This is a genomic window from Zeaxanthinibacter enoshimensis (assembly GCF_004362865.1).
Lineage (GTDB): Bacteria > Bacteroidota > Bacteroidia > Flavobacteriales > Flavobacteriaceae > Zeaxanthinibacter > Zeaxanthinibacter enoshimensis.
Genome location: NZ_SNYI01000002.1, coordinates 222,899 through 247,648, shown reverse-complemented (window position 1 = coordinate 247,648; position 24,750 = coordinate 222,899). Strand labels below are relative to the sequence as shown.

The 24,750-nt window shown below is 47.2% G+C and carries 27 protein-coding genes; 19 read left to right on the top strand and 8 right to left on the bottom strand.

Going from position 1 to position 24,750, the window contains the following annotated elements:
• Nucleotides 1-11 precede the first annotated feature (11 nt).
• The 10 genes from CLV82_RS07325 (at nucleotide 12) to CLV82_RS14710 (ending at nucleotide 9,025) form a co-directional block, all read left to right on the top strand.
• A complete protein-coding gene (locus tag CLV82_RS07325; protein ID WP_133643678.1) occupies nucleotides 12-590 on the top strand; it encodes a YceI family protein in 579 nt (192 codons plus the stop codon).
• 268 nt (nucleotides 591-858) lie between these two features.
• On the top strand, nucleotides 859-2,256 hold the full coding sequence (locus tag CLV82_RS07320; RefSeq protein ID WP_133643677.1) for an anthranilate synthase component I family protein: 1,398 nt from the start codon (nucleotides 859-861) through the stop codon (nucleotides 2,254-2,256).
• 20 nt (nucleotides 2,257-2,276) lie between these two features.
• Nucleotides 2,277-2,879 carry an anthranilate synthase component II gene (locus tag CLV82_RS07315; protein WP_133643676.1) on the top strand — a complete coding sequence of 201 codons (603 nt, stop codon included), beginning with the start codon at nucleotides 2,277-2,279 and terminating at the stop codon, nucleotides 2,877-2,879.
• Nucleotides 2,876-3,871: an anthranilate phosphoribosyltransferase gene (gene trpD / locus CLV82_RS07310; RefSeq protein ID WP_133643675.1), complete on the top strand. Its 996-nt coding sequence runs from the start codon at nucleotides 2,876-2,878 to the stop codon at nucleotides 3,869-3,871. The genes CLV82_RS07315 and trpD overlap by 4 nt, the downstream gene beginning before the upstream one ends.
• Nucleotides 3,868-4,653 carry an indole-3-glycerol phosphate synthase TrpC gene (gene trpC / locus CLV82_RS07305; protein ID WP_133643674.1) on the top strand — a complete coding sequence of 262 codons (786 nt, stop codon included), beginning with the start codon at nucleotides 3,868-3,870 and terminating at the stop codon, nucleotides 4,651-4,653. Before trpD ends, trpC begins: the two co-directional genes overlap by 4 nt.
• A complete protein-coding gene (locus CLV82_RS07300; RefSeq protein WP_133643673.1) occupies nucleotides 4,650-5,279 on the top strand; it encodes a phosphoribosylanthranilate isomerase in 630 nt (209 codons plus the stop codon). The genes trpC and CLV82_RS07300 overlap by 4 nt, the downstream gene beginning before the upstream one ends.
• A 12-nt stretch (nucleotides 5,280-5,291) precedes the next feature.
• Nucleotides 5,292-6,473 (top strand): tryptophan synthase subunit beta, encoded by a 1,182-nt coding sequence (gene trpB / locus CLV82_RS07295; RefSeq protein ID WP_133643672.1) that lies wholly within the window; start codon nucleotides 5,292-5,294, stop codon nucleotides 6,471-6,473.
• Between the two features lie 20 nt (nucleotides 6,474-6,493).
• Nucleotides 6,494-7,255: a tryptophan synthase subunit alpha gene (gene trpA / locus CLV82_RS07290; protein WP_133644481.1), complete on the top strand. Its 762-nt coding sequence runs from the start codon at nucleotides 6,494-6,496 to the stop codon at nucleotides 7,253-7,255.
• A gap of 27 nt (nucleotides 7,256-7,282) precedes the next feature.
• A complete protein-coding gene (locus CLV82_RS07285; protein WP_133643671.1) occupies nucleotides 7,283-8,785 on the top strand; it encodes a M20/M25/M40 family metallo-hydrolase in 1,503 nt (500 codons plus the stop codon).
• Between the two features lie 102 nt (nucleotides 8,786-8,887).
• Nucleotides 8,888-9,025 (top strand): hypothetical protein, encoded by a 138-nt coding sequence (locus CLV82_RS14710; protein ID WP_166636681.1) that lies wholly within the window; start codon nucleotides 8,888-8,890, stop codon nucleotides 9,023-9,025.
• Nucleotides 9,026-9,090: 65 nt separating this feature from the next.
• Here the strand turns inward: CLV82_RS14710 and CLV82_RS14990 are convergent, their stop codons facing one another.
• Nucleotides 9,091-9,486, bottom strand: a complete 396-nt coding sequence (locus CLV82_RS14990; RefSeq protein ID WP_317128277.1) for a hypothetical protein — start codon at nucleotides 9,484-9,486, stop codon at nucleotides 9,091-9,093.
• 39 nt (nucleotides 9,487-9,525) lie between these two features.
• Here CLV82_RS14990 and CLV82_RS14985 point away from each other — a divergent pair, with 39 nt between their 5' ends.
• Nucleotides 9,526-9,696 carry a hypothetical protein gene (locus CLV82_RS14985; protein ID WP_317128276.1) on the top strand — a complete coding sequence of 57 codons (171 nt, stop codon included), beginning with the start codon at nucleotides 9,526-9,528 and terminating at the stop codon, nucleotides 9,694-9,696.
• Between the two features lie 112 nt (nucleotides 9,697-9,808).
• On the opposite strand, the gene CLV82_RS07275 is transcribed toward CLV82_RS14985, so the two are convergent.
• Nucleotides 9,809-13,261 (bottom strand): pyruvate carboxylase, encoded by a 3,453-nt coding sequence (locus CLV82_RS07275; protein WP_133643669.1) that lies wholly within the window; start codon nucleotides 13,259-13,261, stop codon nucleotides 9,809-9,811.
• Between the two features lie 256 nt (nucleotides 13,262-13,517).
• Here CLV82_RS07275 and CLV82_RS07270 point away from each other — a divergent pair, with 256 nt between their 5' ends.
• Entirely contained in the window at nucleotides 13,518-13,646 is a 129-nt protein-coding gene (locus CLV82_RS07270; protein ID WP_133643668.1) for a 30S ribosomal protein THX, read from the top strand.
• Here the strand turns inward: CLV82_RS07270 and CLV82_RS07265 are convergent.
• From CLV82_RS07265 to CLV82_RS07250, 4 genes are all read right to left on the bottom strand, one after another.
• Complete coding sequence (locus CLV82_RS07265) at nucleotides 13,643-14,008, bottom strand: hypothetical protein (RefSeq protein ID WP_133643667.1); 366 nt, start codon at nucleotides 14,006-14,008, stop codon at nucleotides 13,643-13,645. The genes CLV82_RS07270 and CLV82_RS07265 overlap by 4 nt on opposite strands.
• Before the next feature lie 52 nt (nucleotides 14,009-14,060).
• Nucleotides 14,061-14,822 (bottom strand): peroxide stress protein YaaA, encoded by a 762-nt coding sequence (yaaA, locus tag CLV82_RS07260; protein ID WP_133643666.1) that lies wholly within the window; start codon nucleotides 14,820-14,822, stop codon nucleotides 14,061-14,063.
• An 87-nt stretch (nucleotides 14,823-14,909) separates the two neighbouring features.
• A complete protein-coding gene (locus tag CLV82_RS07255; RefSeq protein ID WP_133643665.1) occupies nucleotides 14,910-15,941 on the bottom strand; it encodes an RluA family pseudouridine synthase in 1,032 nt (343 codons plus the stop codon).
• 4 nt (nucleotides 15,942-15,945) lie between these two features.
• Nucleotides 15,946-16,533 carry a PASTA domain-containing protein gene (locus CLV82_RS07250; protein WP_133643664.1) on the bottom strand — a complete coding sequence of 196 codons (588 nt, stop codon included), beginning with the start codon at nucleotides 16,531-16,533 and terminating at the stop codon, nucleotides 15,946-15,948.
• 102 nt (nucleotides 16,534-16,635) lie between these two features.
• Here CLV82_RS07250 and CLV82_RS07245 point away from each other — a divergent pair, with 102 nt between their 5' ends.
• The 5 genes from CLV82_RS07245 (at nucleotide 16,636) to CLV82_RS07225 (ending at nucleotide 22,328) form a co-directional block, all read left to right on the top strand.
• Complete coding sequence (locus tag CLV82_RS07245; protein WP_133643663.1) at nucleotides 16,636-17,610, top strand: D-alanine--D-alanine ligase; 975 nt, start codon at nucleotides 16,636-16,638, stop codon at nucleotides 17,608-17,610.
• 33 nt (nucleotides 17,611-17,643) lie between these two features.
• Nucleotides 17,644-18,099 (top strand): pantetheine-phosphate adenylyltransferase, encoded by a 456-nt coding sequence (gene coaD, locus CLV82_RS07240; protein WP_133643662.1) that lies wholly within the window; start codon nucleotides 17,644-17,646, stop codon nucleotides 18,097-18,099.
• A 182-nt stretch (nucleotides 18,100-18,281) separates the two neighbouring features.
• Nucleotides 18,282-20,132, top strand: a complete 1,851-nt coding sequence (locus CLV82_RS07235; protein ID WP_133644480.1) for a PAS domain-containing protein — start codon at nucleotides 18,282-18,284, stop codon at nucleotides 20,130-20,132.
• Nucleotides 20,119-20,532: a response regulator gene (locus CLV82_RS07230; protein WP_133643661.1), complete on the top strand. Its 414-nt coding sequence runs from the start codon at nucleotides 20,119-20,121 to the stop codon at nucleotides 20,530-20,532. The genes CLV82_RS07235 and CLV82_RS07230 overlap by 14 nt, the downstream gene beginning before the upstream one ends.
• 50 nt (nucleotides 20,533-20,582) lie before the next feature.
• A complete protein-coding gene (locus tag CLV82_RS07225) occupies nucleotides 20,583-22,328 on the top strand; it encodes a M14 family metallopeptidase (RefSeq protein ID WP_133643660.1) in 1,746 nt (581 codons plus the stop codon).
• A 17-nt stretch (nucleotides 22,329-22,345) separates the two neighbouring features.
• Here the strand turns inward: CLV82_RS07225 and CLV82_RS07220 are convergent, their stop codons facing one another.
• Nucleotides 22,346-22,933: an NUDIX hydrolase gene (locus CLV82_RS07220; RefSeq protein WP_133643659.1), complete on the bottom strand. Its 588-nt coding sequence runs from the start codon at nucleotides 22,931-22,933 to the stop codon at nucleotides 22,346-22,348.
• A gap of 7 nt (nucleotides 22,934-22,940) precedes the next feature.
• On the opposite strand from CLV82_RS07220, the gene pyrE reads away from it, so the two are divergent.
• On the top strand, nucleotides 22,941-23,582 hold the full coding sequence (pyrE, locus tag CLV82_RS07215; RefSeq protein ID WP_133643658.1) for an orotate phosphoribosyltransferase: 642 nt from the start codon (nucleotides 22,941-22,943) through the stop codon (nucleotides 23,580-23,582).
• A gap of 3 nt (nucleotides 23,583-23,585) precedes the next feature.
• Nucleotides 23,586-23,978 (top strand): SRPBCC family protein, encoded by a 393-nt coding sequence (locus tag CLV82_RS07210; protein ID WP_133643657.1) that lies wholly within the window; start codon nucleotides 23,586-23,588, stop codon nucleotides 23,976-23,978.
• 21 nt (nucleotides 23,979-23,999) lie between these two features.
• Here the strand turns inward: CLV82_RS07210 and CLV82_RS07205 are convergent, their stop codons facing one another.
• Nucleotides 24,000-24,731 carry a biotin--[acetyl-CoA-carboxylase] ligase gene (locus tag CLV82_RS07205; protein WP_133643656.1) on the bottom strand — a complete coding sequence of 244 codons (732 nt, stop codon included), beginning with the start codon at nucleotides 24,729-24,731 and terminating at the stop codon, nucleotides 24,000-24,002.
• Nucleotides 24,732-24,750: the final 19 nt, after the last annotated feature.

Below are 24,750 nucleotides of genomic sequence, written 5' to 3'. Positions count from 1 at the left end.
AAACAACAAAAATGAAAAAGAATGCATTGATCCTGGCCCTTGCCATCGTAACCGGAGTATCGGCCAACACCACTAACCCAGTGGAAGAAGTAAAGAAAGAAGTTAAAACGGATAAAAGCACGGTAACATGGAAAGCCTATAAAGTGACCGGTTCCCATTATGGAGAAGTAGCATTGGAGAATGGCGCCCTGGTTTTTGACGGCGATAAACTCACCGGGGGTGAATTTACGGTAGATATGACCTCTCTCATTGCAACAGACCTCGAAGGCGAATCTAAAGGAAAACTTGAAGGCCACCTAAAATCTGAAGATTTCTTTGCCGTTTCACAGTTTCCTAAATCTAAACTGGTAATTACCGATGTGAAGGCCAACGGAAAGAACTCTTACGAAGTAACCGGCGACCTTACCATTAAAGGTATTACCAAACCGATTACTTTTGATATGTCTGTCTATGGTAACAAAGCAACCGCAACACTAAAAGTAGACCGTGCGGAGTACAATGTACGTTACGGTTCCGGCAGTTTCTTTGATAACCTTGGTGACAAGACCATATATGACGAATTTGACCTGGTCGTAGACCTGCAATTCTAATAAAAAGCAATAACAGATCCGGATCCTTTCAAGGGATCCGGATTTTTTTTTGAAGCCCGGGTGATATTTAAAAAATTCCTTTCTATATTTGAGGCTATGAAAATATCTACAGTACATACATGGTGGTGGAAGAACTTACGTCAAACGTCGTGAGCTGAGCACCCTTGTATCTGTACTGTACAAAAAGGCTTGTCAATCACGACAAGCCTTTTTGCATTTATAACGTTTTGTGAAAATACAATTGATTAGAAACGCCTAAGACCAGAATATGGCTTACCAACTAAAAACGCATCATAAGAAAATCCTGGCAGATACAATTACCCCGGTCAGTGTTTACCTGAAGATCAGGGACCGTTTCCCGCACAGCCTGCTCCTGGAAAGTAGTGACTACCGGGCCAATGACAACACCTTTTCCTATGTCTGTTGCAACCCCATTGCCTCTATCAAAGTTCAGGACGAAAAGGTCTACTGGAAATTCCCCGACGGGAGCAGTAAGGAAAAAGCCATAACTGCCAGCGATGATATTCCGGCGATCATCCATGATTTCAGCCAGCAGTTCGAGGCGGAAAGTAATGGTTTTAAATTCATCAACAACGGTTTATTCGGCTATATGGCCTACGATGCTGTCCGGTATTTTGAGGACGTGGCCATCCGTAAAAAAGACGGGAACCTGGACATCCCGGATATTTATTACGCGGTGTACCAGAATATCATAGCGATCAATCATTTTAAGAACGAGGCTTACCTTTTTGCTCATTGCTATGATACCGGTAATAACATTCCCGAACTGGAGCGGATCCTGAATGTGAAGAATTTTGCTGCCTTTGATTTCAGGCGTGAAGGCGAGGCTGCTTCTAACCTAAGTGATGCCGCGTATATGGAGAAGGTAGAGATCGCTAAGAAACACTGTGGCCGCGGGGATGTGTTCCAGCTGGTGCTATCCAAAAGGTTTTCCCAGCGATTCAAGGGAGACGAATTCAATGTTTACAGGGCGCTCCGATCGGTCAACCCCTCCCCTTACCTCTTTTATTTTGATTACGGGAACTTTAAGATCTTTGGCAGCTCCCCGGAAGCGCAGCTGGTAGTGAATGAAGGAAAGGCCGAGATACACCCTATTGCCGGAACATTTAAGCGAACCGGGAATGACGAGGAGGATGCAAGGCTTGCCAAGAAGCTGACAGAAGATGCCAAGGAAAACAGTGAGCATGTTATGCTGGTAGACCTTGCGCGGAACGATCTCAGCAGGCACGGTAAGAACGTGATCGTAGAGAACTATAAGGAAGTGCAGTATTTCTCCCACGTCATCCACCTGGTGTCCAAAGTAACGGCATTTAAGAAAAAGAATACCCCAACCATGGAAGTGGTAGCCGATACATTCCCGGCTGGTACGCTCAGCGGGGCGCCTAAACACAGGGCTATGCAACTGATAGAGGATTACGAGCCCACTAACCGTGCCTATTACGGCGGAGCGATCGGGTTCATGGATTTTAAAGGGAATTTTAACCATGCAATTATGATCCGCACTTTTTTAAGCAAGAACCATGAATTGCATTACCAGGCCGGGGCAGGCCTGGTAGCTGCTTCCTCACCCGCTTCCGAACTACAGGAAGTATATAATAAACTCGGTGCCCTCAATAAAGCGATGGAAATAGCTGAAACCATATAACCCTATTAGCAGCTGAAGAAATGAAAAGAATATTAGTCATAGACAATTACGACAGTTTTACCTACAACCTGGTACATTACCTGGAAGCCATGGATTGTGAAGTGATCGTAAAGCGTAATGATCAGCTGAAACTGGAAGATGTTGAGGCCTTTGATAAGATCGTACTTTCACCCGGGCCCGGAATTCCTGATGAGGCCGGGTTGTTAAAAGAGATCATTGCCCGGTATGCCCCTACCAAGAGCATCTTTGGGGTTTGCCTGGGCCAGCAAGCTATAGGGGAAGTATTTGGCGGCAGCCTGATCAACCTGGACCAGGTTTACCACGGTGTTGCAACGCGAATAAAAGTTTTGGGTGATGATGTACTATTCAAGAACCTGCCCACCACCCTCGAAGTTGGTCGTTACCATTCCTGGGTAGTGAACCCGGACTTACCTGAATGCCTGGAAGCTACCTCGGTTGCCGAAGACGGGCAGGTAATGTCGCTCAGGCACAAGGAATACGATGTAAGGGCAGTTCAGTTTCATCCCGAATCGGTTCTCACCCCGCACGGAAAGGAATTATTAGAGAACTGGGTAAAATCCGGCGCACAGACTGCCGGGAATAAAAAACAGGCAAAATCATGAAGACAATCCTCAACAGGCTGATCAATTACGATGTGCTCTCCAAGGAGGATGCACGGCAGGTACTTGTGAATATTGCTAACGGCGAATATAATTCGAGCCAGATCGCTGCCTTTCTCACCGTATATATGATGCGAAGTGTTACGATAGACGAACTTGAGGGGTTCCGGGATGCCCTGCTTGATCTGTGCCATGCCGTAGACCTTTCAGAATACGACCCTATAGACCTCTGTGGGACCGGTGGGGACGGGAAAGACACTTTCAACATTTCTACCCTGGCTTCTTTTGTTACAGCCGGGACAGGTATCCCGGTGACCAAACATGGCAACTACGGTGTATCGTCTACTTGTGGCAGCAGTAACGTCATGGAATACCTCGGGATCAAATTCAGTAATGAAAAAGATTTTTTGAAAAGGTCCCTGGATGAAGCGGGCATCTGTGTACTGCACGCACCCCTCTTTCACCCCGCCATGAAAAATGTGGCCCCCATCCGCAGGGAACTTGCCGTAAAGACCTTTTTCAATATGCTGGGACCTATGGTAAATCCCGCTTTCCCTAAGAACCAGATCGTCGGGGTTTTCAACCTGGAACTGGCCCGTATGTACGGGTATCTCTACCAGAACACGGATAAGAATTTTACCGTGCTCCACGCCCTGGATGGCTATGACGAGATCTCCCTGACAGGCACCACCAAGACTATTTCTAACCAAACCGAAGCCATGTTAGAGCCTGCCGATTTCGGGGTAGAGCCTGTTGCGGCCAGGGCCATTGAAGGAGGAAGCGATATTGCCGGGTCTGCGAGCATCTTCCTCGATATCCTCCAGGGAAAAGGTACAGAAGCCCAGAATAATGTCGTCTGTGCGAATGCAGGGATCGCTATAGCAACTGCTGAACACAGCAGCCCGAAAGCGGGTTTTGAGAAAGCAAAAGAATCTTTAATGAGTGGCAGGGCCCTGCAGTCGCTCAGGAAACTGCAAGAAGTAAGTAAGCGATGAACATACTGGATAACATCATAGTGGATAAGGAACGCGAGGTTGCATTTAAGAAAAGCCTGGTTCCTCCGGTTCAGCTGGAACAGGCAATGCTCTTTGCAAGACCCGCCTTTTCACTGTCAAATGCATTACGGCATAGCAGTAGCGGTATTATTGCAGAGCATAAAAGAAGGTCCCCATCAAAGGCAGTCATCAACCACGATACCAAAGTTTGGGAGGTGGTCAAAGGATACGAAGAAGCCGGGGTCTGTGGAATATCCGTTCTCACCGATACCCCTTATTTTGGAGGCTCGCTGGAAGACCTGCTGGTCGCACGGGCGTCTGTTCAGACCCCTTTGTTGCGCAAGGAATTCATCGTGGACGAATACCAGCTGCTTGAAGCCAAAGCGTATGGAGCTGATGTGATCCTGCTTATCGCCGCGGTACTCACCCGGCAAAGGATCAGGGAACTATCCCTTTTTGCCCAGGACCTTGGGCTGGAAGTCCTGCTGGAAGTTCATAACCTGGAGGAGCTTGAAAAATCCCTGATGCCCAGCCTGGATATGCTTGGAGTCAATAACAGGAACTTAAAGACCTTTGAAGTCAGTTTGGATACCAGCAAGGAACTTGCGGCACACATCCCTGATGAATTTGTCAAGGTTTCAGAAAGTGGGATCAGCGATACGGCAGCCATTAAAGATTTACGGGAATACGGCTACCGGGGCTTCCTGGTAGGTGAAAATTTCATGAAGACAACAGATCCGGGAGCGGCAGCTTCCGGCTTCATAAAAGATCTGAACTCATGAAACTGAAGATCTGCGGGATGAACCATAACACGGCTGAAGTTGCCGCACTAAAGCCGGATTACCTGGGTTTTATTTTCTGGGAACCATCCAGTCGTGTTTTCCGGGGAACAATACCCGAGTTACCGTCTGGTGTCAAAAAAGTAGGTGTCTTTGTAGACGCCTCCTTGGAGGAGATCCTGGAAAAGATTAAAGAATTCGGATTGCACATGGTACAGCTTCACGGTAATGAAAGTCCTTCTTTTTGCAAGGAATTTAGAGCTGCAACCCAACTGGAGATACCTGTAATTAAAGCTTTTTCCGTCGGGGCTTCCTTTAATTTTGAACAACTAGGCCCTTACGAAGCGGTATGTGATTTTTACCTGTTTGACACCAAGGGTAAACTTCCCGGGGGGAACAGTTTTTCCTTCGACTGGGAACTGCTCTCCGATTACCCCTCCGACAAACCTTACTTCCTGTCCGGCGGGATCGGGCCCGGAGATATTGATTCACTTTTTGAGTTCATGCACAGACCGGAAGCCGGAAAATGTCATGCCCTGGATGTGAACAGCAGGTTTGAATCGAGGCCTGGCGAGAAAAAAGTAGCGGATCTGACAAAATTTAAAAAAAGACTCGCCCAAGGGCGCTAAAATTATTTTACGATGACTTATAATGTAGATGAGAATGGTTATTACGGGGAGTTCGGCGGAGCTTATATCCCTGAAATGCTATACCCAAACACAGAAGAGATCAGGCAGCAGTATATCCGGATCATGGAAGATCCTGCGTTTGAGAAAGAATTCAATGAATTGCTGCGGGACTATGTCGGCCGGCCAACCCCCCTCTATTATGCCGCCAGGCTTTCCGAACATGTCGGTGCCAGGATCTACCTCAAACGGGAAGATCTTTGCCATACCGGGGCGCATAAGGTGAATAATACCATCGGGCAGATCCTTTTGGCAAAACGCCTGGGTAAAAACCGCATCATCGCGGAAACCGGGGCCGGGCAGCACGGGGTTGCAACAGCTACCGTCTGTGCCCTGATGGGAATGGAATGTATCGTCTATATGGGCGCAGTGGATATTGAAAGACAAGCTCCTAACGTGGCCAGGATGAAGATGCTGGGTGCTACGGTAAGAGCTGCCAATTCGGGCAGCAGAACACTTAAAGATGCCACCAATGAGGCCATCAGGGATTGGATCAATAACCCTGTAGATACTCATTACATCATAGGCTCTGTTGTAGGACCACACCCCTACCCCGATATGGTGGCACGTTTCCAGTCTGTGATCTCGGCCGAGATAAAATCCCAGTTACAGGAAAAGGAAGGGCGATCACAACCGGATTTCGTGGTAGCATGCGTTGGCGGGGGCAGCAATGCTGCCGGGGCCTATTACCACTACCTGGACGATACCGAGGTTGGCCTGATCGCTGTAGAAGCTGCCGGTAAGGGTGTGGATTCAGGAGAAAGCGCAGCTACTTCCTACCTTGGGAAAACCGGGATCATCCATGGAAGTAAGACCTTGCTAATGCAGACAGCTGACGGACAGATCACGGAACCCTATTCTATTTCGGCAGGGCTGGATTACCCGGGAGTGGGACCTATGCACGCCCACTTGTATGCTTCCGGGAGGGGTGAATTTATTTCTATCACCGACGATGAGGCTATGGAAGCAGGACGTTTGCTGGCAAAACTGGAAGGCATTATCCCTGCCATTGAAACAGCACATGCATTTGCCATTTTCGACAAACGAAAATTCAAGAAAGACGACCTGGTGGTGATCAATCTTTCGGGAAGGGGTGACAAGGATCTGCAAACCTATATTGATTATTTTAAATTATAAATCTCTTCGCTACAAGCATGATGAACAGGATACAGAAAAGACTACAGGAGGATAAGAAGATATTATCCATTTATTTCACGGCGGGATACCCCCGGCTCGAGGATACGGTCGGGATCATAGAATCACTGGAAAAGCACGGAGTAGACCTGGTAGAGATTGGGCTGCCTTTCAGCGATCCCCTTGCAGATGGTCCAACGATACAGGAAAGCTCCACCAAGGCACTAAAAAACGGGATGACCACGGAAAAGCTGTTTTCCCAGTTACAGGAAATCCGGGAAAAGGTGAGTATTCCCCTGATCATAATGGGCTATTTTAACCCCGTCCTTCAATACGGGGTTGAAGAATTCTGTAAGAAATGCCAGGAGATCGGGATAGATGGGTTGATATTACCGGATCTTCCCCTCAGGGAATACCAACTGCAATACAAAGATATCTTTGAAGCACACGGTCTGCTTAATATATTCCTGATCACCCCGCAGACCAGCCAGGAACGGATCCGCGAGATCGATGCTGCATCTGAAGGATTTCTGTACCTGGTCAGTTCTGCAAGTACTACCGGGGCGAAAACGGGCTTCGGACAGGAACAGGAAGACTACTTTAAGCGGGTGGCAGCAATGAAACTTCGCAATCCGCAGATCGCGGGCTTTGGGATCAGTAACGCTGAGACTTTCGCCCAGGCTACCCGGCATACCCACGGTGCCATTATTGGTTCTGCCTTTATTAAACACCTGACGGAGAACGGGGCAAGCTCGGCAGGGGAATTTATTAAAAGAATTCGCTAGATTTACACAGCTTACAGCCCAGATCCTATGAAAAAAATTTTCTTAATTGCCCTGCTGGCCACAGGACTATCCATACAGGCCCAAGAAAAGTCACAGCTTAAATCCCAGGTGAGGCACACAATAGACGAGTTGCGCGAATTTATCCGGATTCCGAACGACGCCTTGGACCACGCAGACATCAACAGGAATATCACCTGGCTTACCAATAAATTCAACGAACGGGGATTTAATACCAGTGTACTCCCAACGGCGGGGGAATCCCTGTTTTTCGCGGCCCTGCCCATGGAAGACAGTAAACCAACGGTGCTGTTCTACATGCATTTTGACGGGCAGGCTGTAGACCCTTCCAAATGGGAACAGAAAAGTCCATACGAAGTGGTCTTAAAAGCGCGATCCGGGGAGGAATGGAAACAGATTCCTTTTGATTCCCTGGCTGCGGATATCAATTACGACTGGCGATTGTTCGGAAGGTCTGTCTCTGATGACAAGGGTCCGATCGTCATGTTCCTTAATGCCATAGACCTGCTGCGAAAGAACAAGCAGCCTATCCCCTTTAATGTAAAAGTTATCCTGGACAGCGAGGAGGAGAAAGGCAGCAAGCCCCTTCCGGAGGCCGTGAAACAGTACCGTGAATTACTCGCAGCTGATGTCCTGGTCATAAATGATGGCCCGGTACACCCCTCAGGGTTACCTACCGTTGTATATGGTTGCCGGGGGATCACCACCATGAGTATTACTACCTATGGCCCCGTTAAACCTCAGCACAGCGGCCATTATGGGAATTACGCACCAAACCCCGGATTGCAGCTGGCGCAGTTGCTGGCGGGGATGAAGGATAAAGATGGCCGGGTGCTGATCGAAGGGTATTACGACGGCATCAGTATTGATGATAAGACGATGGAAGTCCTGCGCAGTGTTCCTGATGACAGCGAAACCATCAACCGGAATCTCGCTATCCGGAAGCCTGAGAAAGTCGGTTCCTTTTACCAGGAATCCCTTCAATACCCATCATTAAATATCCGCGGCCTGGCATCCGGGTGGGTCGGCGATAAAGCCAGGACCATTGTGCCCGAATCAGCTACTGCCGAGGTCGATCTACGTCTTGTCCCGGAATCAGATGGTACCCGCCTGAAAGAACTGATCAAAGAATACATCAGGAAAGAAGGATACCATGTCATGACCGATGTACCTTCGCTGGAGGATCGCCAGAAATACGACCGTATTGTAACCATTACAGAACGCCCGGTGACCGATGCTTTCCAGACTCCGCTGGAGAATCCTTTTGGAGAACACCTGGTTAAAATACTCGGTGAAAAATTTGGGGAACAGGTGGTGCAGATACGGATCATGGGGGGAACGGTACCTATCTCTCCTTTTGTGAACGAACTGGCCATCCCCGCTTTTATCGTGCCCATGGTCAACCCTGACAACAACCAGCATAGTCCCAATGAAAACCTGGAGATCGGGAAGATTGATTATGGTTTACAGGTTTACTACGCACTCCTCAGCAGTGAGCCCCCGGTGAAGTAATCACGTGGTTTAACATTCAATAACATAGGTTTATAAGGGTCTTAACGGGGATTTGAGTCCTCATTTCCTATATTGATGATGAATCAATAAAAGAAATTAACCATGGGAATTACAGATAAGAAATTCGAAAGAACTAAAGATCAGAACACCCCGACAAATCCTACGGGGAACACCAATATAGATACTAATAAATTTGACATTGAAAAAGATACCATTAAGGATCAGCAGAATAAACAATAACGCTATCTATTGACGTTATTGATCAGGAAGAACCCGGGAGATTATTTTCCCGGGTTCTTTTATTTTTAGAATCCGTGGATATAAGATGGATCCTTAAAGAAGGGCTCGTATTGCCGCACCCTGAAATCCAGGGTGGTGTAACCGGGGTTGCGGGCTTTCAAATACTTATACTCTTCCATACTTCCCACTGCACGGTTTGCGCTCCCGCTGGGGGCGGTAAGAGAAACGGTTCGGATCATTCGGCCACCAGCTCCCGGGACAATATCCCCGGGCAGGGTGAATTCGTGAATGCGGGGAACGGACGAATGAACGCTTATAAGTCTGAGCTTATATGCCCTTGCCAGTCTCCTGAAAAAATACTCCGGGCCGTTCTTACTGTTTCCGCCCGTGAATAGCAAGGTGTCAACCCTGGGGTATTTATACAGGCCAGCCACCAGGTCGCGTAACTTTACCCCGCTCATCCCGAGGTCTGTGGCATCTATTTTATCCCGTTCCGCACTTTGGACGATATCATAGATCCCGATCTGTTCACGTTTCAGGAATTCTTTCCGTTGCAGGACAGCATCTTCTGTATCCTCGTAATGCAGGCCAAGATCAAAGATCCGGTCAAGGATGTTCCAGAGCTGGCCATCCCTGCTGCCATAGCAGAAATTGACGTCCCCGGGTTTTAATTCACCCGTCGTGAACCTGGGAGGCGGGAGGGTACCTACGATCCAACGGGTGGCCTCTTCAAACAGGAAGGGGTCATAGGGGTGTGTATGTATAAAAGGCCGCTTAATAGAATTACTTTAAAACCAGGACAAGATCATCTGAATGCACCAGGGTTCCATTCCCCAGTTCCACCCGGTCTACGACTCCCTCCTCGTTCGCGGTAACCGTGGTTTCCATTTTCATAGCTTCTATAACGAATAGCGGCTGGTTTTTCTGTACTTCCTGGCCCTTCTTGACCAGGACACTGGAAAGCATTCCCTGCAGGGGAGCCCCGATCTGTTTTGGGTCACTGCTGTCTGCTTTAATATTTCGCTGCCGCTCCACTTTAACCGATTTGTCCTTGATAAAGACATTCCGGAGTTGCCCGTTCACTTTAAAGAAGATATTGACATTCCCGTCTTCATCAGGTTCTCCTTTCAACATCAGGGAGATCAGGATGTTCTTTCCCCTGTCCAGTTCTACCATGATCTCTTCGCCAACGTCCATCCCATAGAAGAAATTCTTGGTCGGGATATTCATGACATTGCCATATTTCAGATGTTTCTCGTGGGCCTCGGTAAATACTTTTGGATAGAGCAGGTAAGAAAGGAAATCGGTCATCCTCAGCTCCCGACCCATTCCTGAACTGAATTTATTCTTGAAGGCTTCAAATTCCTTATCAAAATCTACAGGTTCCAGGTGGGCGTTTGGCCTGTCCGTGTAAGGTTTTTCCCCTTTTAGGATGATTTTCTGGAGCTTTTCAGGGAAGCCTCCGACCGGTTGCCCAAGATCACCCCTGAAGAAACTGACCACGGAACTGGGATAGGAGAAATTCTCTCCCCGCTCCATGATGTCTTCTACGGTATACCCGTTACTGATCATGAACTGGGCCATATCCCCCACTACTTTAGAACTCGGGGTCACTTTAATGATATCGCCGAACATTTCATTTACCTCTGCGTACATCTTGGTGATCTCCGGGAACTTATTTTCAAGACCAAGGGCTATGGCTTGGCCTTTCAGGTTAGAATACTGTCCGCCGGGGATCTCGTGTTTATAAACATCTCCCGAACCTGATCTTAAGCCGGATTCAAAGGGGTAATAATAATTCCTTACCGTTTCCCAGTAATTGGAATACTCCGCTAATTTATTATGATCCAGGATATTCTCTCTTTCATGGTAACGCAGCATTTCCACGACCGAATTAAAGTTTGGCTGGGACGTTAAGCCGGATAACCCACCCAGGGCCACATCAACCACATCCACACCCGCTTCAACCGCTTTCAAGTAAGTGGCCGGTTGTATCGAAGATGTATCGTGGGTATGCAGGTGGATCGGGATATTGATCTCGGATTTCAAGGCCGATATCAGTTCGTATGCCGCATAAGGCTTTAATAAACCCGCCATGTCTTTTATCGCCAGGATATGTGCCCCGGCATTCTCCAGGTCCTTGGCCAGCTGCAGGTAATATTTCAGGTCGTATTTTGTTTTGGAGGGATCCAGTATATCCCCAGTATAACAGATGGAGCCTTCAGCAATACCATTGGTCCGTTTCCTGACGTGATCAATGCAGGGTGCAAGGGATTTCATCCAGTTGAGGGAATCAAATATCCGGAAAAGGTCTATCCCGCTTTCCCAGGATTGTTCGACGAACTTAGCGATAACGTTATCCGGGTAGGCAGTATATCCAACCCCGTTAGAACCCCTGATAAGCATCTGCAGCAGGATATTGGGCATGGCTTCCCGGAGCAGTTCCAGTCGTTCCCATGGGTTTTCCTGTAAAAATCTTAGGCAAACATCAAATGTTGCGCCTCCCCAGACTTCAAGGCTGAAAATTTCAGGATGGTTCTTGGCATAACCTTCAGCAACTTTCAGCATATCCGCGGTACGCATCCTTGTGGCCAACAGGCTCTGGTGCGCATCCCGCATGGTCGTATCCGTGAAATGTACCTTGGTCTCAGATTTCAGCCAGTTGGACAATCCTTCAGGTCCTAATTCGGTCAGTAAGTCTTTTGTCCCTTTGGGATAGGGTTCCCTTGAGGGATAAGAAGGCACATGGGGTTTAGAAAATACCCGGTTAGGATCAACATTCTTTACATCCGGGTTCCCGTTAACAATGTTTTCGCCCAGGAATTCCAGCAGTTTATTTGCCCTGTTGCGGGGCTCAGTGAACTCGAACAGTTTAGGCTCATTTTTAATAAAGTTGACCGTCACCTTCCCTTCCCTGAAAGAAGGGTGTTTCAGGATATTATCCAGGAAAGCCATATTGGTCTTGACCCCCCGTATCCTGAACTCGGCCAGAGCCCTTCGCATCTTCCTGCAAGACCCGTCCAGGGTCCGGCTGATCGCTGATACTTTTACCAGCATGGAATCAAAGAATGGCGAGATAACCACCCCCTGGTAGATACTCCCGGCATCCAGGCGTATCCCGAACCCGGAAGCACTTCTGTAGGTGGTGACCACCCCGTAGTCCGGTTTAAAATCATTCCCGGGATCTTCCGTAGTGACACGGCACTGTAATGCATACCCGGTCACCTTGACCGAGGCCTGGTCCGGGATCTTTATCTGTTTATCAGACAGGCGGTAGCCCCCTGCAATAAAAAGCTGGGCCTTTACCAGGTCTATATTTGTAACCATTTCAGTAACGGTATGTTCTACTTGTATCCTGGGATTGACCTCGATGAAGTAGATACTTCCGTCGTCATCCACCAGGAATTCTACCGTCCCGATATTATTATAGTTTACCGCTTTACAGATGTCTATCGCATAGGTATAAAGCTTTTGTTTAGTCTCTTCGTCCAGGCCTACAGAGGGCGCGAACTCTATAACCTTCTGGTACCTTCGCTGAACGGAACAATCCCGCTCATATAAATGCACAATATTCCCGTGGTTGTCAGCCACGATCTGCACCTCTATATGCTTAGGGTTCTCCACGAATTTTTCCAGGAATACCGTATCATCTCCGAAAGCATTGAGGGATTCCCTCCTGGCTTCGGGGTAGGCTTTCCTGAGTTCGTCTTCGGTACGGATGACCCGCATTCCACGGCCTCCACCACCAGACGCCGCTTTCAGCATTACCGGGTATCCTATTCTTTTGGCTTCAGCTAATGCAATCTTTATATCTGCCAGGTCTTCTTTGCTGCTTTCGATCACGGGGACCTTATTAGCCACCGCTACTTCCTTAGCTGTAATCTTATCGCCCAGTGCTTTGAGAACAGAAACTTTGGGACCGATAAAAATGATGCCGTTCTCTTCGCACTTACGGGCAAATGTGGCATTCTCAGATAAAAACCCGTAACCCGGGTGAATGGCGTCCACCTGGTTGTCCTTGGCCACCTGGATGATGGCATCTATATCCAGGTAGGGTTTCAGTGGCTCTCCTTCTCCCCCGATCTGGTAGCATTCGTCTGCTTTATACCGGTGGAGCGAATACCGGTCTTCGTAAGTGTAGATCCCTACTGTTCGCACTCCTATTTCGACACAAGCCCGGAAGATCCGGATTGCTATTTCTCCTCTGTTTGCTACTAAAACCTTTTTAATTTCCACTGAAATTGCTTTACTGATTATGAAAACAAACTTAGGGTTTTTGACCTAAGAAAGCAATGTGATATCCTTATAAAAAGGACCCATTTTGTTACAATTTTGCAGTGAAAAGGACAGTTTTAATGGATAAAATTCTGCAATTCAAATGTTTTCTTTCAGAATACGCAAACTCTTTTCAGAATCTGTTCCTTCCGGGCTTCCCGGACTTGATTTACACCCGGATCTTGGGTATATTTAGGGATTATAAAACACACGAGCTATGGGAAAAGGTGATAAAAAAACAAAGCGAGGTAAGATAGCTAACAAGTCCTTTGGTGCCAGGAGAGCACGTAAAATTAAACGCAAGCCTTCAGTAGAGGAAAAGATCAGTATTAAGAATAAGGCCTAGTCGAGAACAAAATTCAGATCGACTGAGAAATCTTCTTCTGCGGTGAGCTCATAGGTATAAAAACCTGCCGGTAGCGGGTCTTCGCCCACAAAATCTATGGGTTGTGCAATAAAGGTAGAATCTCCTGCCACAATCTCAATATAGGCATAGCGGTAGGCAGTGTCGTAAGGCAGGTAGTCCGAGTATGCCCCGGGCTCTACTAATTCGTGAACGGATTCCTGGTCTCCCACGATCACAGTATCGTAAGTAAAACTATTCATATTCCTGACCCGGATCTGCACCTGCTGCAATTCATCATCGCGATCCGTACAGGACAGTAATCCCAGGGTAATACAAAACAGGAATATAGAGAAGCGTTTCATCAGCAGAGGATTTTGAACTTATACTTAATAACGCCGGGGCTCTGATTTTATTCTACCGAACAAAGACCGGGTTGTTTTCTTTAAGCGTATGTTCCTTGCTGTAACAGTAATCCAGGTAATCAAATCCTTTCAGGTCATCCAGCGTTTTGACATCCTTGTCAATTATATAACGGACCATGGCCCCCCTGGCCTTCTTCGCAAAGAAACTGATCACCTTCAGGTTATCATTCTTCCAGTCCTTGAAGACCGGGGTGATAACAGGGGTCTTTAGTTTCTTGGTATCCACCGCATTGAAATATTCATTACTCGCAAGGTTGACAAAAAGTTCGCCTTCCGCCAGTTCTTCATTAAGAGCCTTGGTAATATTCTCTTTCCAGAACTCGTAGAGATTCTTTTTCCTACCAATCTTCAGGGAAGTACCCATCTCCAGCCGGTATGGCTGCATCAGGTCCAACGGCTTCAGAATTCCGTAGAGACCTGAGAGGATGCGGAGTGAGTCCTGCAACCGTTCAAATTTTTCTTCCTCAAAGGTGTACGCATCCAGTCCCTGGTAAACGTCCCCGTCAAAAGCAAATACGGCCGGCCTGGCGTTCCTGGAGTTGAATGGCAGCTGGAAATCCTGGTTACGCTGCCAGTTCAGGTCAGCAAGGTCTGCGGAAATGTCCATTAGCTTCGCAAGGGATCTGGGGCTTTTCTTTGCCAAAACCTTGTTCAGCTTTTCAGCCTCCTGCAGGAACCGGGGTTGTGTATGGGTCTTTATGGGTAATTCCCTTTCGTAATCCAAAGATTTTGCTGGGGAAATAACAATTTTCATAATCTCAATTTTGCCTAAAATTAATAAAGTATATCAGCTTTAAGCCGGAGTTTTACTAGAGAAAATCAATGCCACTATCAGCAATGATTATTTGCTGGTATGCTTAGCGTATTCCCGCCATTTATCAATACAAGCCTGCATGTCTTCAGGGATCTCCGAATCAAACCGCTTGTGCTCCCCACTGACCGGGTGTTTAAATCCGAGGGTTTTGGCGTGAAGTGCCTGCCGGGGCAGGATCTTGAAAGCATTATCCACAAACTGCCGGTACTTGGTAAAGGTAGTACCCTTTAGTATCCGGTCTCCGCCATAGCGCTCGTCGTTGAACAGGGTATGACCGATATGTTTAAGATGCACGCGAATCTGGTGAGTTCGCCCGGTCTCCAGTTTGCAGGAGATCAGGGTGACGTAACCGAGTCTTTCCAGAACTTTGTAGTGGGTGACTGCCTCTTTCCCCTGTTCCCCCTCTGGGAACACTTGCATCTGCAATCGGTTCTTGGGGTTCCTGCCGATATGACCTTCAATGGTCCCCTCATCCTGCTCTACATTCCCCCAAACCAGGGCGATGTATTCGCGTTCACTGCTCTTATCAAAGAATTGTTGAGCCAGGTAGGTCATCGCGGCCTCGGTCTTAGCTACAACCAGTAAGCCAGAGGTATCTTTGTCAATTCGGTGCACCAGCCCCGGGCGTTCGTTACTGTTCATCGGCAGCTGGTCTATATGATGCAACAGCGCATTGATCAGTGTCCCGGAATAATTTCCATGACCGGGATGTACCACCATCCCGGCTGGTTTATTCACAACCAGCAAAACATCGTCCTCGTATACAACATCCAGCGGGATGTCTTCCGGGGTCAGCAGGAATTCATGGGGCGGATGCTCAAAAAGCACCTTAACTTCGTCCCCTGCCTTGACTTTGTAATTCTGTTTGACAATTGTGTCGTTCACCCAGATATGGCCAGATTTGGCTGCTTGCTGAATTTTATTCCGGGTAGCGTTTTCTATGAAATTCATAAGGAACTTATCCACCCGTAAGGGGTCCTGTCCTTTTGATGCCTTAAACCTGTAATGTTCAAATAACTCTCCGTCTCCTAATTCTATATTCTCCTCTGCTGTATCCATCCTATTACTCAGAATCTGATTGTACCCGTGCGCTGCCCGGAATTGTTCCGTTACCGCAGACCAGTTCGATCTCTGACTTTTTGGGAAGTTTATCTCCCGGTTTTACTTGTTTGCCTTTATGTTTGATATAGTATACCATATTCTTCCCCAGTTGATCTATATAGGTAACACGCTCCACTTCCAGCCCCACTGCCCGGAGCATGGATTCTGCGTTGCGTTGCGTAACCTGGATAATATTGGGAACACTTACTTTTTTATAACCGGAGGGATTTACCGTAACGTAGATCTTCCTGTTCTCTTTAACCTTGTTACCTCCTTTTGGAGTTTGTTCTATGATAGAGAACCTGGGATAGTCCGGGTTAAAATTAGCCGAATCCATTACTTCATACCGCAGCCCGGCTTCTTCAATTTTTTTACGCATTTCGGTAACTGAAAGCCTGGACAGGTCCGGGACTTCCACGTACTCCCCGTGGTTGGTTGAAGAACGCAGCCACTGCATTGCCAGAATAGTGAGCAGCACTACGCTGACTGCGGCAAGCCCGAGGTTGATAAGAAATGTCCTGCTTCCCAGGAACTTGATGAAATCCTTCATAGGTCCAATTTATTAACCCAGCAAAGATAGGAAACCCACACCTTTTTTCTTTACTTTGAAAAATGGATATTTCACGGGATTTCCCGGGAAGTGATTGTTTCTATGAGAAAAAATATTGCGATTGTAATGGGCGGGTATTCCAGTGAATACCAGATCTCCATAAAAAGCGGGAATGTCGTCTATAAATACCTGGATCCGGATAAATTTGATTGTCACCGTGTATTGATCCGGAAGGATAAGTGGGTCTGCCTGGATAAGGAAGACCGGGAATACCCTGTGAACCGGCATGATTTTAGCGTAACTGTAGCGGGTAAGACCCTTCATTTTGACTGCGTATTTAACGCCATCCATGGTAATCCCGGGGAAGACGGGTACCTCGCTGCTTATTTCGAGTTACTGGGTATCCCCCAGACCTCCTGCAACCATTACCAGGCCGCCCTGACCTTCAATAAAAGAGACCTGCTGAGCGTACTGAAACCCTACGGCATTAAATCGGCCACCTCGTATTACCTGAATTCGGGCGACACTTACAGGGAAGAGGAAATCATCGCAAGAGTCGGACTACCTTGTTTTGTTAAAGCTAACAAAGCAGGCAGCAGTTTCGGGATCACCAAAGTTTATAAGAAAGAAGAATTTGCAGACGCTATTGAGAAGGCATTTGCAGAGGATGACGAAGTCCTTATCGAGGCATTCCTGGACGGAACCGAGGTTTCTGTCGGGGTCATCAATTATAAAGGCAAGACCACGGTATTACCCATTACAGAGATCGTATCAGAAAATGACTTCTTCGACTTTGCCGCTAAATACGAAGGCAAGGCCCAGGAGATCACCCCGGCACGGCTGGGTGTTCAGCAGGAACGCAGGGTGACCGAGGTTGCCCGCAAAGTTTACGACCTTTTGAAAATGAAAGGGTTCTCCCGGAGCGAGTTTATTTTCGTCGAAGATGAACCTTATATGCTGGAAATGAACACCACCCCCGGGCTTACGGAAGAAAGCATCCTCCCGCAGCAGGCCAGGGCAGCGGGGATCTCCCTTCCACAACTCTTTGAAAATGCCATAACGGAGGCTTTAAAGTAATTTGAGTAAATTGGATAGCAGAAACACTGAAGTATGAGACGAGCCATTTTTCCCGGATCTTTTGACCCTATAACCCTGGGGCATTATGATATCATCCAGAGGGGAATCACACTTTTTGACGAACTCATCATTGCTATCGGTATCAATGCAGAAAAGAATTATATGTTCACCCTGGAAGAACGGCTGCGCTTTATTGAAGATGCTTTCCGTGATGAGCCCAAGATCCGGGTGCTGACCTATGAAGGACTAACCGTTGATTTCTGTAAGAAAGTCGATGCAGGATTTATACTCCGTGGCTTGAGAAACCCCGGGGATTTCGAATTTGAAAAAGCCATTGCGCATACTAACCGGAAACTTTCAGAAATAGAAACGGTATTCCTGCTTACCTCATCAGGGAAATCATACATCAGTTCCTCCATTGTCCGCGATGTGATCCGGCACGGGGGTGATTATACCGGTTTAGTTCCGGATACCGTCAGGATATCCTGAATTTCGAAGGATAAAATTCTTTCCTGTTTCCTGAGTCCCACGTCGATAACCTTTAATAATACAAGGATTTCAAAACTGTTCTTATCGGTAATTCAGGAACACACCACAAAATTAGAGCAATTCACAACAATGATTGCCATGTTCCCCGGATGCCCTATACATTAGTAGGAAATTTCAACATTATGCTGCGAGGCACCCCCACCACCGCTGCCAATTATTTGATCAAACAGCTGCCCAAGGCAACTGCTTTTATCAATTCAAAATTTGAGGTCGTCCACGTCTCTGACCGATGGATCACCGATTTTGATTTCGGTAAGAGAAATGTCCTGGGGAAATCCATATTTGATCTTTTTGATTCGGTCAGTGATGACCTGAAAGAATTGCTGGAATCCTGTCTTATGGGATCCGGGGGGGAAACCGGTGTGGAGCGCTTTGTTGACCGATCCAAAAAAGAACGCTGGTTTGAATGGACCAATATCCCCTGGTTTGACGATAAAGAGAATATTATCGGGATCATAATACAGGCTGAGGAAGTAACCGCACGTATCTTACAATCGGAAAAACTGAAAAAACTGGAACTACTGCTCCAGAATAAATCAGAGGTTGCCGGGATAGGCAGCTGGGAATACGATACTTTTACCCAACAGCTTCACTGGTGCCCTACGATCCGGAAGATCAAAGGGGTTGCTGATGATTATATTCCCACTGCAGAAGAAGCCATTAATTTCTACAAGGAAGGATATAGCCGGAATACTATAGCCATGGCCGTTGAGAATGCTAAAAATAATGGTACTCCATGGCACGAGAAATTAGAAATGATAACCGCTGACGGACGAGAGATCTGGGTGATCGCAGCGGGTAAACCCCTTTACCGGGATGGCCAGTACATCGGGTTACTGGGTACCCTGCAGGAGATCACAGAGCATGTGAATTCCGAAAATAAGATCAAAGAAAGTGAAACCTTACTCAGGACTGTTATAGACAACCTACCTCTTAACCTTTATATTAAAGACCGAGATTCCAGGAAGACCCTGGTTAACAGGGCTGAATGTGAGTACCTGGGGGTCTCCAGCCCCGAGGAAATATTAGGAAAAGATGACTACGATCTTTACGATAAAGAGATCGCAGACATCTCCCGGCAGGAAGATCTGTCCGTCATGCGAAGCCTGACCCCGATTTACAGCAGGGAAACACTTAATGTCACTTCCGATGGCTCAGCCACCACCTTCCTGACTTCGAAAATACCATTGATAGGCAAGGACGGGCGTGCCAGTGGCCTGATGGGCATAAGCCTTGATATCAGCAACCTGAAGAGGCAGGAAAGTGAACTCAGGAACCTGATCAACGTTACCTCCCTGCAGAATAAGAAATTAGTAAACTTTGCGCATATTGTATCGCATAACCTGAGATCACATACGGCTAACTTCTCCATGTTACTTGATTTCCTGAAAGATGAGAAGGATGAAGCAGAAAAGGAGAATATCCTGAAAATGCTTACTGCCGCTTCTAACAACCTGTTGGAAACCCTGGAGAACCTCAATGAGGTGGTAACCATAAATACGAATGTCAACCTGGACAAGAAGCCTGTCAGGCTTTATGAAAGAGCACATACCATTGTGGAAAGTCTGTCAGGCTTCTTGCAGAATGCCGATGCGAAGATCGATAACCGGATCTGCCCCGACCTTGACGTCAAAGTCGTTCCTGCATACCTGGATAGCATCCTGATGAACTTTATTACGAATGCCGTTAAATACAAGGATCCATCCAGACCTCCTCAGATCACCCTGACCACGGAGAAAAAGGACAACTATATTGTCCTGGGCATAGCGGACAACGGGCTGGGGATAGACCTTGAACGCTATGGAGAAAAGCTCTTCGGGATGTACAAGACTTTCCATGAGAATGATGAAGCCAGGGGAATTGGTCTGTATATTACCAAGAACCAGGTAGAAGCCATGGGTGGTTTTATCACCACAAGCAGCGAAGTAGGAAAAGGCACTACATTTAAAATACATTTTAATGACAAAGATTAATACGGTCAGTATTATTGATGACGACCCTATAACCATATTTGGAATTACTAAAATGCTGAATGCCCTGGAATGTTGTGAAAGCATTGAGACCTACATGAACGGTGAACAGGCAATCCAAGCGATCCGCGAACAACTGGACACGCAGCAGGCTGTCCCGGAAGTGATCTTCCTCGACATCAATATGCCTATTATGGACGGTTGGCAGTTCCTGGACCAGTTTATCGAGTTGAATATCAGCAGGACTATAAGGATCAATATCGTAACCTCCTCTATAGACCCCGTAGACCGGCAGAATTGGAAAGATTACAGGAGCAGGACCCACCACCTTATAGAATTCAGAAATAAACCAATTACCAGGGATGAAATTGCTTTGATCACAGAAGCAGTAAAGCAGTCTTAATTTTATTTACATTTGGGTACGCTCTTTCCGGAGCTTTAGCTTATTAAACCATGAGGTACCTGATCATCCCCGTTCTGATTTTCTTTTTCATATCCTGTGAAACTGAAAAGGAGAATAAGACCGACGATTTCACAACGCATTTTGAAAACAGCAGTGGCAATGAGACTGCCACCTACCTGCAGGTCATTGAATTCTATATCCGCCTGGCCAGGGAATTCCCGGAAGTGAATGTACAGACCATCGGGCAGACAGACAGCGGCAGGCCGCTGCACCTGGTCACCCTAAACCCGGAAAGCGATTTCAATTTCAGGAAATTGCAGCAGGAGAAACTGGTCATCTTCATCAACAACGGCATACATCCAGGGGAAAGTGATGGTATAGATGCCAGTATGATGTTATTCCGGGATTACGCGACCGGTAAACTGGAACTACCCGAAAATACCATTATTGTTACCATCCCCGTATACAATGTAGGCGGAGCACTAAACCGGAACAACAGCAGCAGGGCAAACCAGGAAGGCCCTGAATCTTACGGGTTCCGTGGCAACGCAAAGAATTTTGACCTCAATCGCGACTTTATCAAGAGCGATTCTAAAAATTCAAGAACCTTCGCCCAGATCTTCCATCTTGTGAAACCGGATATATTTATCGACACCCACGTCAGCAACGGGGCAGATTACCAGTATACCCTTACCCACCTGTTTACCCAGCACGACAAAATGGGCCACCCCCTGGGATCCTTCCTGCACGCTCAATGGAGACCCGGAATCGAAAATGCACTAAAGGAATCCGGGGAAGAGATAACCCCGTATGTGAACGTGTATAACAAGCCTCCTGACAGCGGCTTTTCCCAGTTTATGGATTACCCCCGGTACTCCACCGGTTATACCACACTTTGGAATACCCTGGGCCTCATGATAGAGACCCATATGCTTAAACCTTATAAAGAAAGGGTAACAGCAACTTACCTTATGCTGAAGACCATAGTGGAGTATTCGGCCTCTGAATCAGCGATGATCAAAGACCTCCGGAACAAGGCGTTCGAAGAGCAATTATTACTCGAGAATTACCCTATCCGCTGGGAGCTGGATACTACCCAGACAAGAACACTGCAATTCAGGGGATACGAAGCAGATACTATCCCAAGTCAGGTTACCGGCTTACCACGGTTAAAGTATAACAGGGAGCAACCTTTTACCAAAGAATTACCCTATATGGACCGTTATGTTCCCACGGATTCTGTAAGCATTCCCGAGGCTTATATAGTACCCCGGCCATGGGAAGAAGTGAGAGAATTGCTGGACCTGAACAAAGTAAATTACACTGTCTTACAGAAAGATACCACCATGGCCGTGGAGTCTTACCGTATAACAGCTTACCAGACCCGTACTTCGCCCTATGAAGGTCACTATCCTCATTTTGACACCAGAACGGAAACCAGGCTCGTAACCAAAACTTTCGGGGAAGGAGACCTGTTGGTCCCTACGGCCCAACCGGCGTTGCGATACCTGGTGGAGACCCTGGAACCGGGAGCCCCGGATTCATTTTTCAACTGGAATTTCTTTGATGCCATCCTGCAACGAAAAGAAGGTTTTTCATCTTATGTATTTGAAGATGCCGCAGCTAAAATACTGGAGATGAATCCCGGGCTGGCCAGGGAATTCCGGGAAAAGAAAGAGACGGATGCAGGTTTTGCCGCAGATTCTTATGCGCAGTTAAACTGGATCTATGAAAGATCTCCATATTACGAGGCTGCACACATGCAGTACCCTGTCTACCGTATTCCTAAGAAATAAGCTGAGGTGATCCCTGCTCAATGTTCAAATAGCAGGGTGATGTTGGCGTAAGAGTTCTGCAGGGCCTCGGAGATCTGTACAGGGTCCTTCCACTTCACTTTCTTTATGCCTTCGCTCTTCTCTGCCTTCAGAGGACCCTTGTAGTTGGTTTTCATGGCATACCAGTGCACCTCTTTCAGCTTGAATTTACCTTTCCTCTTAAACACATGGTAAGTGGTCTTCAGGTAATTTTCGATGACCAGTCCCTGAACCCCCGTCTCCTCTTCCACCTCGCGGAGAGCACATTCTTCTATCGTTTCCCCTTTATCGAGTTTCCCTTTGGGAAGATCCCATTTATCATTCCTGTATATAAAGAGAACTTTTCCTTTCTTATTGGTGACCACGCCCCCGGCAGCAACTACCAGAGGTATCTTTTTCGTGAATTTTTTAAGGATCTCCTCCGTATTGGGATGGTAGATATAAGCTTCACTGAGCTTCTTTTTTGCCAGGGCCTTGATAGCGCTCTTGATCGATCTTCCATTAAGCAGGAAGTAATTACCGTTCACCGTTTCTGTTAAGGTGTTCGTTAAAATCAAAGGCGAATCATTAACAAAAACTTTATACATTTGCGCCATGGTTTTAGACAAAGATACCGCAAAGAAAACGGCCGAGCTTTTGCTGCAAATTAATGCAATTAAGTTGAAACCAGAAAATCCCTTTACATGGGCTTCGGGGTGGAAATCACCTATTTACTGCGACAACCGCATAATACTTTCCTACCCCGCTATCCGTAATTATGTACGGCAGGAAATCTCCAGGCAACTGGAATCCCTTTACGGGAAACCTGATGTGATCGCAGGGGTAGCAACTGGGGCAATAGGTATAGGTATGCTGGTAGCCGAGCAATTAGGCTTGCCTTTTATTTATGTCCGCCCTGAACCAAAGGCTCATGGGAGGCAGAACCAGATCGAAGGGCAGCTGGAAGCCGGGCAGACCGTTGTGGTAATAGAAGACCTGATCAGTACCGGTAAAAGCAGCCTGAACGCCGTAGACGGACTACTCAAGGCAGGTGCCCAGGTTAAGGGAATGCTCGCCATATTTACTTATGGATTTGAACAGGCCGATAAGGCGTTCAAGGAGAAAGGCATCGACCTACACACGCTCAGCGATTATGAGAACCTGATAGAACAGGCATCCGAAACCAATTATATCCGGGAAGAACAACAAAAAACACTCATGGAATGGAGAAAGGCTCCTTCCGAATGGCCTTCATAACTTATGCAGATAAACACCACTCCTACTACCGTTAATAAGAGCGCAAAAGAACTGTACGATTTCCTGACCAAGCTGGAAAACTTTGAACAGATCATGCCCCAGAACCTGGATAAATTCCAGCTGATCAATGAAGACCGTTTTCTCTTTGGCCTCAAAGGGATGCCGGAGATCGTCCTGGAAAGAAAAGAACAGTTACCTGATCAGAAACTGGTATTGGGCGCTGCCAGCGATAAACTACCCTTTACATTGACCGCGCACATCGCGGCCAAAGAGGCGGACAAAAGTGAAATATCACTGGATTTCGACGGGGAATTTAACGCCATGATGGCAATGATGATCAAGGGACCGATCACCAACTTCCTGAACACTTTATCTAAGAACCTCGGTGAATTATAAGCAGGAGAGATTCCGGCAATCTCAATATAGAAGTTTTATCTCTTTGAGACCGTAGTGCTTTTCTACCCGGTCTTCGAGTTCTACCCTGAGTTGGCCATCCCGGGTTACCCCCCTGATAAAACCCATGAACATCTTGCCTTCCTCGTCTTCAAAAGTGGAAGGTTTATCCTTGCGGAATAACAGCGATTCGTAATCACTGAACAACCGAGACTCTTCCTGTGATAGCAGGTCCACGAAACTTGTCTTCAGTTCTGCCATGAGAGTATGTAAGACCTCGTCCAGTTCATGCTCCTGCCCGGTTTCCAGTTTAAGAGAAGTTACCTGGGGTAAACCATCGAAATCAATTTGGTTGACATTCAGCCCCATACCGATCACCGATGCAGATATCCGGCCGCCCGAAACCATATTTTCTATGAGGATTCCGCATATTTTCCGGTTTCCTGACAGAATGTCGTTAGGCCATTTTATAGAAAGATCGGGAATTAGGAAGTTTTTGAGGGTGCGGTAAACTGCGAGGGAGGTTCCTATATTGACCCGAAACTGCTGCGCGGCGCCCAGGTCCTCAAAACGCTTTAAAACGCTTATTGTCAGGTTCTTATAAGGCTCAGATACCCAGCTCGTTCCCATTTGGCCCCTGCCCATCAACTGGCGATCTGCCTGCACCACGGTCAGATCCCGGGGGCTTCCCTGGGCCAGGATCTCCTTTAAGTAAGTATTAGTAGAATCCGTGGCATCAAGTTTGATTAAAAGCATGGTGAAGCCTAGGTATTTG